Source organism: Terrabacter sp. 01T434 (genome assembly GCF_056398545.1).
Map to the genome: position 1 here is coordinate 126,516 of NZ_JBFTPP010000008.1, position 15,356 is coordinate 141,871.

A 15,356-nucleotide genomic window follows, 5' to 3' on the forward strand; every position below is an offset into this window, starting at 1 on the left:
ACGTCCGTTTTGTGCCCGCGTTTGTCCGTGCGAGGTCCCTGCGTTCCGTCCACGCTCGACCCGACGGGCAGGCCGCCCGTCCCCGCCCCTCTGCAGGGAGATAGACCATGCCTGTTCCGCCCGTCACCACATCCGTCGCCACCGGATCTCCCGCGCTGCTGACACGTCGGCTCTCGAGAGCGACCGGACGGAAGCGCCTGAGCCTCCTGCTCTGGTCCTGGCCGGACCTCGTCCTGTGGTGGCCCTTCGCCGTCCGGCCGTCCTGAGCCCGGAGGTGGACGCGCCTCGAGGCTGCCGTGGCAGCAACCGGACATGGCCCGAGGTGGACGTTCCGGAGCGTTGAAGCGGCCTCCCGGAGACCCATACGTTCGCCTTGCGTCGCCACCCCGGGGACGTGTCTACACATCTCTAGCCCTCGAAAGGGCTTGGACGACAGGGGATTTCACATGTTTGGAGTCAAGAGACTCGGAATGGTTCTCGGGGGAGCGGCGGCAACAGCCGCCCTGCTCGTCGGGACGGGCGGATCGGCCCAGGCGGCATCGTCGGACAACTACTGGAACGTGCCCTACGGCCAGCTGTACGTGTCGGCGTACGAGTGCAACACCTACCTCACGTCGTGCAGCTGGTACACGAAGGTCCAGCTGCGCAACAACGGCGGCAGGATCATGGACAGCATCACCAACACCACGAAGATCTACGCCAACGGCATCTCGGCGTCGGTCACCATCTCCAAGGACCAGCCCAGCGCGACCATCACGGGCAACCAGACGAGCATCGGCCAGGTGCGCTGGACCAAGTACGTGTCCAACCTCGTCGAGCTGAGCGGCGAGGCTCGGCCCTCGTGGACCGCAGTGGGCATCACGACCGAGGCCTGCCTCACCGGCAACGGGCCCGCCGGTTACGGCTCGGTCAGCGCGAAGTGCGCCAAGATCGGGCTTTGGTGAGTCTTCGCCCTTCACGCACGGCCTTCCGGGTCGTGCCGCTTCTCCTGGCGCTTGCCGTCACCGCCGCCTGCACACTGCAGGTCGGCGGGGGCGGCAAGCCCTCGGCGCTGACGCAGTACGTGGGGGCCAACGGCCTGCTGGCGGATCCCGTCGCCACGATCCATCGGCCCTCGCTCCAGGTGACGCTCGACCGCCTCTGGGCAGCCCGCCTGCTCGGGGTGCCGGCGAAGCACGCGCCGGCGGCTGCGATGGTCGAGAGCCTGGCGGCCGACGCCGACCCCGTCGAACGCGTGAGTCTGCAGCTGCGCTGGGCGGCTTACCGAGAGGACGCCGAGGGGGTCCGCCACACGCTCGACGGCCTGCGCGACCTCTGTCGCACCGCGTCGCCCGATGCCACCTGTGCCCCGACGGTCAGGTCGGTGCGGGCCTTTCTCCAGGTCACCCGGTCGAGCCGCCTCGCCGATGTGGACCGCGCCTTCCCCGAAGCCCGGCCCGCCGCCTGCTCCGGACCGGGCAAGACGCTCGCAGAGCTGTTCCAAGCTGCTACCTGCGGCAAAGCCGTGACGCGGGAGCAGCTGGACGCCGTCCTGTCCGGACCCGACGGCAACACACTCGACAGCGACGAGCTGTGGGCCGCAGCGGTCATCGCGCGCGAGTCGGGGATCGATGCAGCGGCACTGCGCGAGAAGGTCGAGGCCGCGCTCGACGAGAGCCAGGTGCAGGGCATCTACTTCGACGAGACCCCGGCACAGGGCACCCTGCTCACCACGTGGGCACTGCTCCACCTGGCCGGACCGGATCGACGAGGTCTGGACACGGCGAAGCTGGAGACGGCCGTCCGCGGCGAGGACACGGGCGGTGCGCCGGATCGCGTGATGCTCGCTCGCGCCGGGCTGGCGTTGTTGCACGGTCAGAGTTCGCCCGCCCGCGGGGGGCCCCTGCGGATGGCAGATCCTGACGGGCCCTACAACCCCTTCATCGCCATGGCGGCCCGGGACTCCGGTGACCTCTCGCTGGTGTCGATGGCCTTCACGCAGCAGGCGGCCCGCGGCAGCGCCACGGCGTTGGCCTCGTGGGCCATCACGCAGCGCGTGCTGACCGGCAAGCCCGTGACGCTGACCAGCGCGGACGTGAAGCAGATCGTGTCGCTCGCGAAGGACGCGGCCGACAAGGACGCTCCGGTCCTCGACCAGCTGAGCGCGACCGCGCTCAGCGCTGCCGGTGAGAAGACCGACCCGCCGGAGCTCGTCTCCGGTTGTGGGGGAGCTGCCTGGCTGATATCAACTCGAGGCACGTGCGACATCCGCGCGTCTCTCCTCGCAGACCTCTACCACGAGTTCACGACCAGACAGGGACCCCGATGACCACAGCCCCAGCCGTCGCGCTGAGGGGTGTCAGCGCTGCCCACGGCGACACCCGGCGACGCCCGATCGACCTGGACGTGGATCCCGGCTCGCGCGTCTGGATCAGCGGTCCGTCGGGGGTGGGCAAGACGTCCCTCCTGTACGTCGTCGGCGCGCTCACCCGAGCCGTCAGCGGCACCGTCACGATCGGAGGACAGGTCGTGGGCAGCGTTCGTGAGGCCGACCTGGTCCGTCGCCAGCACGTCGGCTTCGTCCTGCAGGATGCCCAGCTCGTCGAGCACTGGTCGGTCCGGCGCAACCTCGCGACGATGGCGGGCGAAGACCGTTGTCCCGACGCCGTCGCACGGCTCTCGGGCTGGGGCGTGGAGGTCGAGGGTCGGCAGCCGCGCTCGTTGTCCGGTGGCGAACGGCAGCGGGTCGTCACCGCCGGGGCGCTGGCGAAGGGCGCGGCCGTCATCGTCGCGGACGAGCCGACCTCGAGCCTGGACGAGACGGCTCGCGACTCCGTGATGGCGGCATTCCTCGACGCGTCGCAGACGGGCGCAGCCGTCGTGGTGTCGAGCCACGATCCTGCGTGGGCCGAGTGGGCCACCGTGCGCGTCCGACTGGGAGGCTCCGATGCGTGAGCAGACCCTCGGCAACGCCTGGGCGAACGTCACCGGCCGGCGGGTCGCGTCCCTGACGACGATCGTCATCGTCTCGAGTCTCATGGCGGCGCTCGTGGCGCTCCTCGTGCCGCTGCACGACGTCCGTGCGAACCTCCGGGCGCAGTACGACGACCCCAGCTGGCGGTCGACCTTCCTGGTCGAGGGCATCGCCGGGGCGTCCGAGCCGATGGGTCCAGCCGAGATCGCCGCACTCGGGCACGAGCCGGGCGTCACCTCGGTCACGCCGGTCGAGACGGCTCAGGGACCGTCAGGGGACGACGTGGTGCAGCTGCGCACCTATGTGCCAGTGCTCGACGTACCCGTCGTGCAGGGACGCACGCCGCGGGCCGGTGCCTGCGAGGCGCTGGTCAGCCGTGACGTCGCCGGGGCGCAGCTGGACGCCCCGATGACGGTCGGTCTCGACGCCGGAGGTCAGGCTGCCGGGCACTCGGTCGAGCCGCTCGTCGTGGGCATCATCGACCGCAGCTATCCCCTCGTCAACGGCGCGACAGTGCTGACGACGTGCGAGCTGCCGCACCAGGCTGCCGCCAGCCAGCTCGTCGTCACCACGCAGGACGGGCGACTCGCGAACAAGTATGTCGCGCAGTCGCTCTCCGCTGCTGCGGCCGGGGCCATGGACGCCTCACAGAGCACCGGCATCATCGGGCTCATCGCGTTGCTCCTCGGCGTCGTCTCGTTCTTCGTGCTCGCGTCGGTCACCCGGTGGAGCGTCCGCTCCAGGCTGGGGGAGTTCGTCACCCTCCGGGTCTGGGGCCGGTCCCGACGCGCAGTGGTTGGCATGGTCGGAGTCGAGCAGACGATCCTGGCCCTCGCCTCGGCTCCGATCGGCATCGGGCTCGGCACGGTCCTGGCGTGGCTGCTCATGCGTTCCGGCGGCCCGTCGAGCCTCGTCGACCCGGCGGCAGGCATCGGCGTGGCCGCCCCGTCCGCCTGGACGGTGGCTGTCGCATGCGGCGGATTCCTCCTGGCGCTCGTCTGCCTCACCGTCCTCCCCGTGGTGCGAGCCCTGGCTCCGGACGTCGCCTTACTGCTGCGGCGCCGGGGAGAGTGACACGGTCCAGTGGCCGACAGCAGTGAGTCCCCACCGAAGGCCGGCGGGGACTCACTGCTGTGCTGCGTCGTGTACAGGCGCTTGTGGACGCCTCAGAATGCCGACTCGGGCACGTCCATGAGGTCGTTGTCGGTGGCCTCGGCGATGGCGCGCTCGGCGGCGAGCTTCGGCAGGACGTTCTTGGCGTAGAAGGAGGCTGCCGCGACCTTGCCGCGGTAGAAGTCCGCGTCCTTGCCGGTGGCGCCGCCGTCGAGGGCCTTCTGCGCGACCTCGGCCTGGCGCAGCAGCAGCCAGCCGACGACGAGATCGCCGGCCGAGAGGAGCAGGCGCGTCGTGTTCTGGCCGACCTTGTAGAGGTTGGCGGCGTCGCCCCCCATCCGTGGGTCGCTCTTGACGAGATCGCCGATCATGTGGCCGACGATGCCCTGGACGTCCTCGAGGGCCTTGCCGAGCAGCTCGCGCTCCTTGTCGAGCGAGCCGCCGAGGTCCTTGGCGAACTCCTGCATCTGGCCGGCGACGAGCTGGAGGGCCTGGCCCTTGTCCCGCACGATCTTGCGGAAGAAGAAGTCGAGGCCCTGGATGGCGGTCGTGCCTTCGTAGAGCGTGTCGATCTTCGCGTCACGGACGTACTGCTCGATCGGGTAGTCCTGCAGGAAGCCCGAACCGCCGTAGGTCTGGAGCGACTCCGTGCCGAGCAGCACCCAGGCGCGCTCGGAGCCGAGGCCCTTGACGAGCGGGAGCATGAGGTCGCTGATCCGGTTGGCGATCTCGGCGGCCGAGCCCTGCTCGAGCGGGGCGGCCGGGTTGCCGGACTGGGCCTGGCTGACCGCGTCCTGCTGGCTCGCGGTGTAGAGGACGAGCGCGCGCAGGCCCTCGGCATACGCCTTCTGGAGCATGAGCGAGCGCCGGACGTCGGGGTGGTGGGTGATGGTCACGCGCGGCGCCGACTTGTCGGTCATCTGCGTCAGGTCGGCGCCCTGGACGCGCTCCTTGGCGTACTCGAGCGCGTTGAGGTAGCCGGTCGACAGGGTGGCGATCGCCTTGGTGCCGACGAACATCCGGGCGTTCTCGATGACCTTGAACATCTGCGCGATGCCGTCGTGGATGTCGCCGAGCAGGGTGCCGACAGCAGGTGCGTGCTCGCCGAACGTCACCTCGCACGTCGTGGAGACCTTGAGGCCCATCTTGTGCTCGACGTTGGTGACGTGGGCGCCGTTGCGCTCGCCGAGCTCGCCGGTCTCGAGGTCGACGTGGAACTTCGGGACGATGAAGAGGGACAGGCCCTTGGTGCCCGGACCGGCGCCCTCGGGGCGCGCGAGGACGAAGTGGACGACGTTGTCGACCAGGTCGCTCTCGGCCGAGGTGATGAAGCGCTTGACGCCGGTGATGTGCCACGTGCCGTCGGGCTGCTGGACCGCCTTGGTGCGGCCGGCGCCGACGTCGGAGCCGGCGTCCGGCTCGGTCAGCACCATCGTCGTGTGCCAGGCCTTGTCGACGATGTGCTTGGCGAGCTTCTTCTGGTCGTCGTTGCCGAGGTGCCACAGGAGGTTGGCGAAGGAGTAGCTGGCCGTGAACATGTGGACGGCCGGGTTGGCGCCGCAGACCATCTCGGCGACGGACCAGCGCAGCGATGCCGGGACGACCATCCCGCCGAGCTCGGCCGGGACGTCGAGGTTGCCCCAGTCGCCGTCGACGTAGGCCTTGAACGAGCGCTTGAACGAGTCGGGCATCGTCACGGTCTGGCTGGTCGGGTCGTAGACCGGCGGGTTGCGGTCGCTGTCGAGAAGGCTCGCAGCGAGCTCGTTCTCGGCGAGCCGTGACACCTCGCGGAGGATGTCCTTCGCGGCGTCGACGTCGACGTCGGCGTAGATGCCGTGCCCGAGGACGTCCTGCCGGTTGAACACCTCGAAGAGGTTGAACTCGAGGTCGCGCACGTTGCTCTTGTAGTGGCCCATCCGGGACCCTCCGCGTTCTGTCGCTCGTCGTGCGCCCGCGCCTTCGTCGGGGCGGACGCGCCAAGTTACTGGCCGGTCACTTCCATGATGCTACTCACGGGTAACGATCGCAAGGGTGGAAGGTCACGGTTGCGACACACCGTCCGCCCGGGGACGTATGCCGCATGCCGCCCCGGGGACAGCAGAAGGGCCCGGTCGTGGTGACCGGGCCCTTCTGATCTGGAGCAGGCGGCACGAATTGCACGTACGTCTTCCTTCTGGAAGAAGGCTGTTCTGCTACTGAACTACGCCTGCGAGGCGTCGCCCACCGTAGCAACAGACAGGGTGCGTCGTCCAAATCCGCCGCGCCGCTCCTACGATCCGTCGCGAACGCGGCGGGCGAAGGCCGACGACCGGGCTCGCAGCTCGGCGACGCGCCGGTCCATGAGCGCCAGCGGGTCGAGCCCGCCCTCCATGCCGTTCGGCATCCGCCGGACGTGCGCCGAGCAGCTGAAGTCGGCGTGCACGAGCGTGCCGAGGCTGTTGCCGTCGCGACCGGCGGCGCCGGCACGCCTGGCGACGAAGAGTGACACCTCGTTGGTCGCGAACGCGTCCTCGCACCAGGCGCACATGGCGCTGGCCTTGCGCGTGCGCTGGGCGGTGCGCAGGAGGAAGCCGACGGGTTCGTCGTCGACGGGGACCACGGCATACGCCCGCTGGGGGTTGCTGCTGTCGACCCAGCCGAGCAGGTCGAGCTCCTCCCAGCGGTCGCCGAGCGTCTCGAGGTGTCTGGGGAGCGGTGCCTGCTTGGCCTCACGCCGGGAGGCGTTGACGAAGGAGGCGCGAATCTCGTTCTCTGTCAATGGTTTCACGGTCAGTACCTGTCAGTCGGGCAGGACCGGATGACCCGGTCAGCCAGGATGGGGGAGGTGGCGCGGGACCGTGACCGCTGAGCAGGCCATGACGGCCACCCACCTCTCCGCGGGCCACCCCGCCGACAACTGACGCGCTCCCGGACGGAGCGGCATCCATCATGCGTCAGGGCGCCGTGGGGGTCCACCCATTATCTGCGGGGATGTCGCCAACGGCTTTGGGCCACAGATCGGGCCGGGACCGCCCTGCGGTTGGTGACGGGTCGAATCGGATCGGAGCGAGCGACGGGAATCGAACCCGCGTATCCAGCTTGGGAAGCTGGCGCTCTACCATTGAGCTACGCTCGCACGGGCCGCCGAAGGTGCCCCGCAAGGGGCCGTGAGCGGCACGCGGCGCCAGTGTAGCCGACGCCGTGCCAGTACCAAGACCACGACCCCAGGGGCCGAAACCGTCATGGATCTCGCCAAGCAGGCCGCCTTCGTCGAGCACGTCCGCGAGCGTGGGGGAGCCAGCGCGCAGGTCGCCGTGACCCTCGAGCAGTTCTTCGACGGCAACGACTGTGAGTGGTCCATCGCGCCGAACCGACCCGAGGACCTGCCGCTCGAGACGGTGCGGCGAGTGCTGTTCGAGCTGCGCGAGCACCCGGAGGTCCACGACGTGCGGGTCGAGCTCGACGTCCTGGAGTTCCAGGACTTCCCGCACGACGAATGGCCCTATGCGAGTGGGGTGGCCGTCATCACGACGCTGGAGCCGGAAGAGGTCGACGCCATGACGATCGACGCCGACACCGAGTCGAGCGGCGGCCCGGCCGCAAAGGCGGACTGGCTCGTCGACGGACCGACCGTGCCCGACGGGCACCACTACGTCGGTGTGTGGTGGGACTGATGGTCGACTTCGTGGAGGGTGAGATCGAACAGGTCACCGACGCCCTCTGCTACCACGGCGAGGGCCCGGTCTGGTCGGCGACGTGGGGCGGCCTGCGGTGGGTCGACATGTTCGCCGGCGACGTGCTGTCCCTCCGCGAGGACGGCGCCGTCGACCGGATGCACGTCGGCGACGTCGCCGCCTTCCTGCGGCCGCGCACCAGCGGCGGGTGGGTGGTCGCGACCGAGCGCGGGCTGGCGCGCGCCGACGAGGCGGACGGCATACCCACCCCGTGGTTCGACCTGTGGGACGACCCGTCCGTGCGGATGAACGAGGGTGGCGTCGACGGCCTGGGCCGCCTGTGGGCGGGGACGATGGGCTACGACCGGGTGCCCGGCAGTGCGCGCCTCTACCGGGTCGACGCCGCCGGCAGCGTCGCGCTCGTCCTGCCCGGCGTGACGATCTCCAACGGCATCGACCTCTCGCCCGACGGCCGGCTCGCCTACTACGACGACACCCCCACGGGCCGCACGGACGTCTTCGACGTCGTCGACGGCGAGCTGGTGAACCGGCGGACCTTCGTCTCCCACGACGTCGGCCACCCCGACGGGCTCACCGTCGACAGCGCCGGCAACGTCTGGGTCGCCCTCAACGGAGCCGGTCGCGTGCGCTGCTTCTCCCCGTCGGGCGAGCTGCTCGCCGAGGTGACGCTGCCCGTGCGCCTCATCACCGCCTGCACGTTCGGGGGCGACGACCTGCGTGACCTCTACGTCACGACGTCCCGCGAGAACCTCGAGGACCCCGAGCCCGAGGCGGGCGCGCTCTTCCGCGTCCGCGTCGCCGTGCAGGGCCGGCCGGTGCGCGCCTTCGCAGGCTGACGAGCGGCCGACGGCCACCGAGGGCGGATGCCGTGTGCCGGGGTCCCGCGATCAGCTGGGCTCGGGCATCCCGCCGTCGGTGGACGGCCCCAGGACCGCGACGGAGCGGGCGGCCCGCGGGACCCGGCCGGACGGCATACCCGGTCGGGCGCCGTCGAGGGCATCCTCGTCTCGCGAGCCCACGCCCAGCAGGCTCCGGGTGAGCCGCTGAGCGTCCGACAGCAACTCGTCGAGCGCGAGGCCGAGGTGCTCGTCCGACGGCGGCTCGTCGCTGAGCGCCGCGGCCAGGACCGCGCGCCGCACGAGCTCCTTGGCGAACGACGCGGTCGTCCCCTCAGCCCGTGAGGCGGCGGCCGAGATCGCCTCGGCGCCGAAGAGGTGGCCGCCGTAGAGGCGGAGCAGCTCGCGGCGCCCCTCGGCGTCGGGCAGCGGGATCTCGGCGGCGAGGTCGACCCTGCCCGGACGCTGCGACAGCGCGACCTCGAGGTCCTCGACGCGGTTCGTCGTGAGGATGAAGGCGACGTCTGCGTCGGCGTCGAGGCCGTCGAGGGCGTCGAGCACCTCGAAGAGCAGCGGCGAGGCACCCATCGGAGCGAACGACCGGTCCTCGGCCACGAGGTCGCAGTCCTCGAGCACGACGATGGCCGGCTGGTGCGCGCGGGCGACCTTGGCGGCGTCGTGGATGAAGCGCAGCGAACCCCCGCTCAGCAGCACCGCCGTCGTGCCCGGCGTCGCAGAGAGCAGGTGGCGCACCGTGTGCGTCTTGCCCGTGCCGGGAGGACCGTAGAGCAGGACGCCGCGCTTGAGGTGCTGGCCGTGGGCGACGAGGCGCTCGCGCTGCTCGCCCATGCCGATGACGTGACGCGCCACCCGGCCGAGCACGCCGTCGGGCAACACGACCGCGGCGGCGTCGACCGTGGGGCGTTCGATGAAGGTCACGCCGGCGAGGCCGGGGCCGTAGGGATCCGAGCCGAACGTGACCACCTGTCCCCGGATGACGCTGCGCTCGTCCATGAGCGCCTGCACCCGGGCCATCAGGGCGTCCGAGAGCTCGCGGTCCTCGGCGACGACCTCGATGGTGCCGGCCTCCCGGCCGAACTGCCGGTTCATGCCCTGCTGGCGGACCGCGACCGGACGCCCCTCGAAGGTGAAGAGTCGGATGCCGGACGTCACGACCTGCCGCTGGTCGTCCGTGCCGGGCCCGGTGGGCATCCGGTCGTAGTCGACCTGGCCGACCGCCATCCCGGGCCCGTGGAAGCGCTGCACGAGGTCGCCGAGCGACATGTGGTGGCGGGCGTCCCCGGCGATGCCGATGACCGTGGCGTCCGGGTCGGCGGCCATGACCTCGGACAGGGCGATGTCCGCGTCGACGAGCCGATGGGCCGGGACCGGCGCCCCGACGACGGCGAGCAGGTGCGGCTCCACCCCGAGGTGCTCCTGCAGGGCCTCGGACAACCGTCGGCCGCCGTCGGCGCCCGGCAGCTCCTCGAGGATCCGCCGCAGGACGGTGTGGAAGTCGGCGAGCAGCGCGTCGCCGCGACCCGCACCGTTGTTGTCCGAGGAGGTGGCGGGCGTCAAGGGGTCCATGACGTGACGATAGGGCGCCGCGACGTCCGAGTGGCAGGAGTCGCCGGGCGAATTCGGCGGGGCGTTATAGCCTCGTGCCGTGCTGCTCTCCGACAAGGACATCCGGGCCGAGATCGCTGCCGAGCGCGTCGTGCTCGACCCGTGGGACCCGCAGATGGTCCAACCGTCGAGCGTCGACGTCCGGCTGGACAAGTTCTTCCGGCTCTTCGACAACCACAAGTACCCCTACATCGACCCTGCGGCCGAGCAGCCCGACCTGACGCGGCTCGTCGAGGTCACGTCCGAGGAGGACGGGTTCGTCCTGCACCCGGGGGAGTTCGTCCTCGGCTCGACGCTCGAGACCGTGACGCTCCCCGACGACCTCGCTGCGCGGGTCGAGGGGAAGAGCTCGCTCGGCCGCCTCGGCCTGCTGACCCACGCGACGGCCGGCTTCGTCGACCCGGGATTCTCCGGCCACGTCACCCTCGAGCTGTCCAACGTCGCGACCCTCCCGATCATGCTCTACCCGGGCATGAAGGTCGGCCAGCTCTGCTTCTTCCGGCTCAGCTCGCCGGCCGAGAACCCTTACGGCTCAGCGGCGTACGGCTCGCACTACCAGGGTCAGCGCGGCCCGACGGCGAGCCGGTCGTTCGCCAACTTCCACCGCACACCGGTGTGAGCGCTCCACAGGCACCCGCCGGCGCTGCCGGCGACGCGCCGCCCGTGGAGCCGGGGAGCGGCACTGCGGGCGAGCGGGCGGACGCCATTGGCGATCACTCCGGAATGCCGCTCGCGTCCCTCATCTGGGACGCGCAGCCCGCAGATGCCACCGTCGTCGCCCTCGTCATGCACGGCGGAGCCGTCGAAGGCCACGAGCTCAACCGTGCGTGGTCCCACAACGTCGCGCGGCTCGTCCCGTTCGCTCGCGCACTGAAGAAGGTGCCGGGCCCGCTCGCCGTCGCGCGGCTGCGGTTCCGGGTCCGCGGCTGGAACGGCGACGCGATGCCCGTCGAGGACGCCAGGTGGGCGCTCGCACAGGTGCGGGCGGCATACCCGGGCGTTCCCATCGCGCTCGTCGGTCACTCGATGGGCGGACGGGTGGCGATGTTCGTCGGGGACGACCCCGACGTGCGGCTCGTCGTGGGGCTGGCGCCCTGGGTCGAGCCCGGCGACCCGCGCCCCGGGGCCGGCACGCGCACCGTGCTGCTCCACGGCGACCGCGACGTCATCTGCTCCCTCGCGCGGACGCGCGCCGCGGTCGAGCAGATGCAGGCGGAGGGGCTCGACGCGTCGCTCGTCCGTGTCGCCCGTGCGGACCACGCGATGCTCGTGCGGGCCCGCGTCTGGACCGCACTCGTCACGGAGGTCGTCCAGGCCAGCTTCGCGAGCGAGCTCGGCGGCACAGGGGAGCCGCGGTCCGGCCCCATCGGCGCGGTCGTGGCTCGGGTCGTGCACTCCGGCGGAGTCGTCATCGACATCTGACGACGTGTCGAGGGGTACGCTCCCCGGTCGGCGGGGGCGGGTACGTTGAGGAGCATGATCCGCTTCGAGGGCGTGACCAAGCAGTATGCCGAGGCGTCCGGCACCGACGGCCAGCAGGGGACGGTCGCCGTCGACGACCTGACCCTCGAGGCCCCGACCGGCAAGATCACCGTTCTCGTCGGCCCCTCGGGCTGCGGCAAGACGACGACGCTGCGCATGGTCAACCGGATGATCACGCCGACGTCCGGGACGATCTCGGTCGACGGCCGGGACACCGCAGAGCTCGACGTCGCCGAGCTCCGTCGCGGGATGGGCTACGTCATCCAGCACGCCGGCCTCTTCCCGCACCGCACGGTCCTCGACAACGTCACGACCGTGCCGCGCCTCCTCGGCACCGACAAGCGCACCGCACGGTCACGGGGCATGGAGCTCATCGAACGCGTCGGCCTCGACCCGGCGATGGCGAGTCGCTACCCGGCCCAGCTGTCCGGTGGCCAGCAGCAGCGCGTGGGCGTGGCCCGGGCGCTCGCCGCGGACCCGCCCGTCATGCTCATGGACGAGCCCTTCTCGGCCGTCGACCCCGTCGTTCGCGAGCAGCTCCAGAACGAGTTCCTCCGCCTGCAGTCCGAGCTCGGCAAGACGATCCTCTTCGTCACCCACGACATCGACGAGGCCGTCAAGCTCGGTGATCAGGTGGCCGTGCTGCGCGTGGGCGGCGTTCTCGCACAGCTGGACTCGCCGGCCAAGCTGCTCGCCGACCCGGTCGACGACTTCGTCGCCGGCTTCGTCGGCCGCGACCGGGGCTATCGCGCGTTGTCCTTCGCGGCCGCCCCGGAGCTCTCGCTCACCGACGAGCCCACGGTCCGGCTCGGGGCCACCGCCGCCGACGTCCGCGCGATCGGTGCGCCGTGGGTGCTCTGCGTCGGCGACGCAGGCGAGCCGATCGGGTGGGTCCGCGTTGCGGCCGTCGAGTCCGAGGTGACGCGCACGGTCCTGCACCGGGGCGGCACCGTCGCGTCGACCTCCGGATCGCTCCGGGCCCTGCTCGATGCGGCTCTTTCCTCGCCGAGCGGTCGGGGCGTCGTGGCCGACGACGACGGCCGTCTGGTGGGCACCATCCGTGCTGCAGACGTGATCCCCGCGATCGAGGCGCGACGTCACGAGGGGGCGGTCACCCGGTGACCTGGGCCTTCGACCACATCGGCGACATCCTGTCGCGAGCGGCCCAGCACGCTTGGCTCGCAGGACTGCCGCTCGTGCTCGGTCTCGTCATCGCCGTGCCCCTGGGCTGGTTCGCCGCACGTCGGCCGGGGCTTCGAGCGACGGTGCTGACGACCACGGGTCTGCTCTACACGATCCCGTCGCTCGCGCTCTTCATCCTCCTGCCCCCGCTGCTGGGCACGAAGATCCTCGACCCCGTCAACGTCATCGTGGCCATGACCGTCTACACCGTGGCCCTGCTGACCCGCACCGTCGCCGACGGCCTCTCGTCGGTCGACGCGTCCACCCGGCAGGCCGCCATCGCGATGGGATACGGCTCGTTCGCGCGCTTCCGTGCCGTCGACCTCCCGCTCGCCGTGCCGGTCATCGCGGCCGGCCTGCGCGTGGCCGCAGTGAGCAACGTCAGCATCGTCAGCGTGGCCTCGCTCATCGGCATCTCCCAGCTCGGCTACTTCCTCACCGACGGCTACGCCCGCTCGTTCCCGACCGAGGTGTGGGTCGGCATCGTCGCCTGCCTGCTCCTTGCCCTCGTCTTCGACCTCGTCATCCAGGTCGTCTCGCGGGTGCTGACGCCGTGGACCCGGGCGGTGCCCGCATGAGCCTCGCGACCATCTGGGCCTGGTTCACCGACCCGGCCAACTGGCAGGGCACCGACGGCGTGCCCAACCGCCTGCTAGAGCACCTCTTCTACACCGGCCTGACTCTGGTCATCGCCCTCGCCATTGCCGTGCCGCTCGGCGCGTGGGTAGGGCACTCGGGTCGTCTGCGGTGGCTCGTCACCGGTGCCAACGCCGCCCGGGCCATCCCGACGCTCGGCCTGCTCTTCGCCGTGTCGATGTTCGTCGGGCCGCTCATCAGCAGCGACCTCGCCTTCGTGATCCCGAGCATCACGGTGCTCGTGCTGCTCGCGATCCCGCCGCTGCTGTCGGGCACCTACGCCGGCATCGACAGCGTCGAGCCCGCGGCGCGTGATGCCGCGCGCGGGATGGGCATGACCGGGTGGCAGGTGCTGTCGAAGGTCGAGGCGCCCTGCGCGCTGCCCCTCTTCCTCAGCGGACTGCGGAGCGCGACCCTCCAGGTGATCGCCACCGCGACCATCGCCGCGTCCGTCAGCCTCGGGGGTCTGGGCCGCTACCTCATCGACGGTCTGGCCTCGCGCGACTACGTCCAGATGGTCTGCGGATCGATCCTCGTCGCCCTCCTCGCGCTCGTCGCCGACGGCGTCCTGGCCCTGCTCGAGAGATGGGCGGTCTCACCGGGAATCTCCGGCCGGGCCCCGCGTGTTGCTCGTTCACGCGCCGGAAACGCCCATCCCCACTCCGACCCACAACACTCCGCCGGCGCTGACCGTCCAGACGGCGACGCGCGGCAGGCCGCCGTCGTCGGCTCCGGCGGCACTGGCAGTTCCGGACCTGTGGAGGCGACCGCCGCCACGGGCACCCCATCCGAAAGGGACCGAACATGACACGCACGCGCTTCCTCGCCGCGGGCCTGCTGCTCGCCGCTGTCGTGCCGCTGGCCGCCTGCGGTGGCGGCGGCAACCCGCTCACCCCGGCCTCGAGCCCCGCAGCAGGTTCGACCGGCGGCTCGACCGGTGCCGCCGGCTCGATCAAGATCGGCTCTGCCGACTTCCCCGAGGCCGCCCTGCTCGGCGAGATCTACGCCCAGGCGCTCGAGGCGAAGGGCACCAAGGTGACGCGCCAGTTCAACATCGGCAGCCGTGAGACCTACCTCAAGGCCATCACCGGGGGCGAGGTCGACGTGCTCGCCGAGTACACCGGCTCCCTGCTCAACTACTACGACAAGAACGCCAAGGTCGTGCAGCCCGACGAGGTCTACGCCGCCCTCCAGAAGGCGGTCCCGCAGGGACTCACGGTGCTCGACAAGTCCGCCGCCGAGGACAAGAACTCGCTCGCTGTGACGAAGCAGACCGCCAGCGAGTGGTCGCTCAAGGCGATCCCCGACCTGGCCGCCCACCAGGGCGACCTGACGATCGGAGCTCCGCCGGAGTTCAAGACCCGTCAGCAGGGCCTCGTGGGCCTGAAGTCGGTCTACAACATCACGCCCAAGGAGTTCCGCCCGCTGCAGAGCCAGGCGACGGTCGAAGCTCTGAAGAACGGCCAGGTCAAGGCGGCCAACATCTTCAGCACCGACCCGTCGATCGCAGCCAACGGCTTCGTCGTGCTCGCTGACCCGCAGAGCCTCTTCGGCTCGGACAACGTCGTGCCGCTGGTCCGGACCGAGAAGGCCGACAGCGTCAAGACCGTTCTCAACTCGGTCTCGGCCAAGCTCGACACGGCGGCTCTCGCCGACATGGTCAAGCAGGTCGTCGTCGACAAGAAGGACGCGAGCGAGGTGGCCAAGACGTGGCTCGCGAGCGCCGGGCTCGCCTGACCTGACACCGCCTCGTCCGACAGGACAGCACGAAGGCCCCCGCGGCTGCGGGGGCCTTCGTCGTGCCGGTCACGGGCAGTCCCGGTGCTGGCAGGGAATGCCCAGGGGGCGATAACG

At 70.9% G+C, this 15,356-nt stretch carries 16 protein-coding genes and 2 tRNA genes; 13 read left to right on the top strand and 5 right to left on the bottom strand.

What is annotated here, in order from left to right; translation table 11 throughout:
* Positions 1-107 precede the first annotated feature (107 nt).
* The 5 genes from AC1DIW_RS17040 (at position 108) to AC1DIW_RS17060 (ending at position 4,027) form a co-directional block, all read left to right on the top strand.
* Positions 108-266, top strand: coding sequence for a hypothetical protein (locus AC1DIW_RS17040; RefSeq protein ID WP_478109659.1), 159 nt, complete (start codon positions 108-110; stop codon positions 264-266).
* Positions 267-470: 204 nt separating this feature from the next.
* Entirely contained in the window at positions 471-944 is a 474-nt protein-coding gene (locus tag AC1DIW_RS17045) for a hypothetical protein (RefSeq protein ID WP_442279392.1), read from the top strand.
* Positions 941-2,308, top strand: coding sequence for a hypothetical protein (locus tag AC1DIW_RS17050; protein ID WP_478109662.1), 1,368 nt, complete (start codon positions 941-943; stop codon positions 2,306-2,308). Before AC1DIW_RS17045 ends, AC1DIW_RS17050 begins: the two co-directional genes overlap by 4 nt.
* Positions 2,305-2,934, top strand: a complete 630-nt coding sequence (locus AC1DIW_RS17055) for an ABC transporter ATP-binding protein (protein ID WP_442279390.1) — start codon at positions 2,305-2,307, stop codon at positions 2,932-2,934. Before AC1DIW_RS17050 ends, AC1DIW_RS17055 begins: the two co-directional genes overlap by 4 nt.
* Complete coding sequence (locus AC1DIW_RS17060) at positions 2,927-4,027, top strand: ABC transporter permease (protein ID WP_478109665.1); 1,101 nt, start codon at positions 2,927-2,929, stop codon at positions 4,025-4,027. Before AC1DIW_RS17055 ends, AC1DIW_RS17060 begins: the two co-directional genes overlap by 8 nt.
* 92 nt (positions 4,028-4,119) lie before the next feature.
* Here AC1DIW_RS17060 and AC1DIW_RS17065 read toward each other — a convergent pair whose 3' ends face one another.
* The 4 genes from AC1DIW_RS17065 to AC1DIW_RS17080 form a co-directional block, all read right to left on the bottom strand.
* Positions 4,120-5,982, bottom strand: a complete 1,863-nt coding sequence (locus AC1DIW_RS17065; RefSeq protein ID WP_478109666.1) for an acyl-CoA dehydrogenase — start codon at positions 5,980-5,982, stop codon at positions 4,120-4,122.
* A gap of 220 nt (positions 5,983-6,202) precedes the next feature.
* A tRNA-Gly gene (locus AC1DIW_RS17070) sits at positions 6,203-6,276 on the bottom strand.
* 59 nt (positions 6,277-6,335) lie between these two features.
* Positions 6,336-6,833, bottom strand: a complete 498-nt coding sequence (locus AC1DIW_RS17075; RefSeq protein WP_478109668.1) for an FBP domain-containing protein — start codon at positions 6,831-6,833, stop codon at positions 6,336-6,338.
* Between the two features lie 277 nt (positions 6,834-7,110).
* A tRNA-Gly gene (locus tag AC1DIW_RS17080) sits at positions 7,111-7,181 on the bottom strand.
* A 106-nt stretch (positions 7,182-7,287) separates the two neighbouring features.
* Between AC1DIW_RS17080 and AC1DIW_RS17085 the strand changes: the two genes are divergently transcribed.
* The gene (locus AC1DIW_RS17085) at positions 7,288-7,719 is read left to right on the top strand and encodes a hypothetical protein (protein WP_478109670.1); all 432 of its coding nucleotides are present in this window, start codon (positions 7,288-7,290) and stop codon (positions 7,717-7,719) included.
* On the top strand, positions 7,719-8,576 hold the full coding sequence (locus AC1DIW_RS17090) for an SMP-30/gluconolactonase/LRE family protein (RefSeq protein ID WP_478109671.1): 858 nt from the start codon (positions 7,719-7,721) through the stop codon (positions 8,574-8,576). The genes AC1DIW_RS17085 and AC1DIW_RS17090 overlap by 1 nt, the downstream gene beginning before the upstream one ends.
* A 51-nt stretch (positions 8,577-8,627) precedes the next feature.
* Here AC1DIW_RS17090 and AC1DIW_RS17095 read toward each other — a convergent pair whose 3' ends face one another.
* Entirely contained in the window at positions 8,628-10,163 is a 1,536-nt protein-coding gene (locus AC1DIW_RS17095) for an AAA family ATPase (RefSeq protein ID WP_478109673.1), read from the bottom strand.
* A gap of 79 nt (positions 10,164-10,242) precedes the next feature.
* Here AC1DIW_RS17095 and dcd point away from each other — a divergent pair, with 79 nt between their 5' ends.
* From dcd to AC1DIW_RS17125, 6 genes are all read left to right on the top strand, one after another.
* Complete coding sequence (dcd, locus tag AC1DIW_RS17100) at positions 10,243-10,821, top strand: dCTP deaminase (protein WP_442279383.1); 579 nt, start codon at positions 10,243-10,245, stop codon at positions 10,819-10,821.
* A gap of 104 nt (positions 10,822-10,925) precedes the next feature.
* Positions 10,926-11,624: a serine aminopeptidase domain-containing protein gene (locus AC1DIW_RS17105; RefSeq protein ID WP_442279382.1), complete on the top strand. Its 699-nt coding sequence runs from the start codon at positions 10,926-10,928 to the stop codon at positions 11,622-11,624.
* Positions 11,625-11,678: 54 nt separating this feature from the next.
* On the top strand, positions 11,679-12,806 hold the full coding sequence (locus AC1DIW_RS17110) for an ABC transporter ATP-binding protein (protein WP_478109675.1): 1,128 nt from the start codon (positions 11,679-11,681) through the stop codon (positions 12,804-12,806).
* A complete protein-coding gene (locus tag AC1DIW_RS17115; protein ID WP_442279380.1) occupies positions 12,803-13,444 on the top strand; it encodes an ABC transporter permease in 642 nt (213 codons plus the stop codon). The genes AC1DIW_RS17110 and AC1DIW_RS17115 overlap by 4 nt, the downstream gene beginning before the upstream one ends.
* A complete protein-coding gene (locus AC1DIW_RS17120) occupies positions 13,441-14,310 on the top strand; it encodes an ABC transporter permease (RefSeq protein ID WP_442279379.1) in 870 nt (289 codons plus the stop codon). The genes AC1DIW_RS17115 and AC1DIW_RS17120 overlap by 4 nt, the downstream gene beginning before the upstream one ends.
* Entirely contained in the window at positions 14,307-15,239 is a 933-nt protein-coding gene (locus tag AC1DIW_RS17125) for an ABC transporter substrate-binding protein (RefSeq protein WP_442279378.1), read from the top strand. The genes AC1DIW_RS17120 and AC1DIW_RS17125 overlap by 4 nt, the downstream gene beginning before the upstream one ends.
* Positions 15,240-15,356 lie beyond the last annotated feature (117 nt).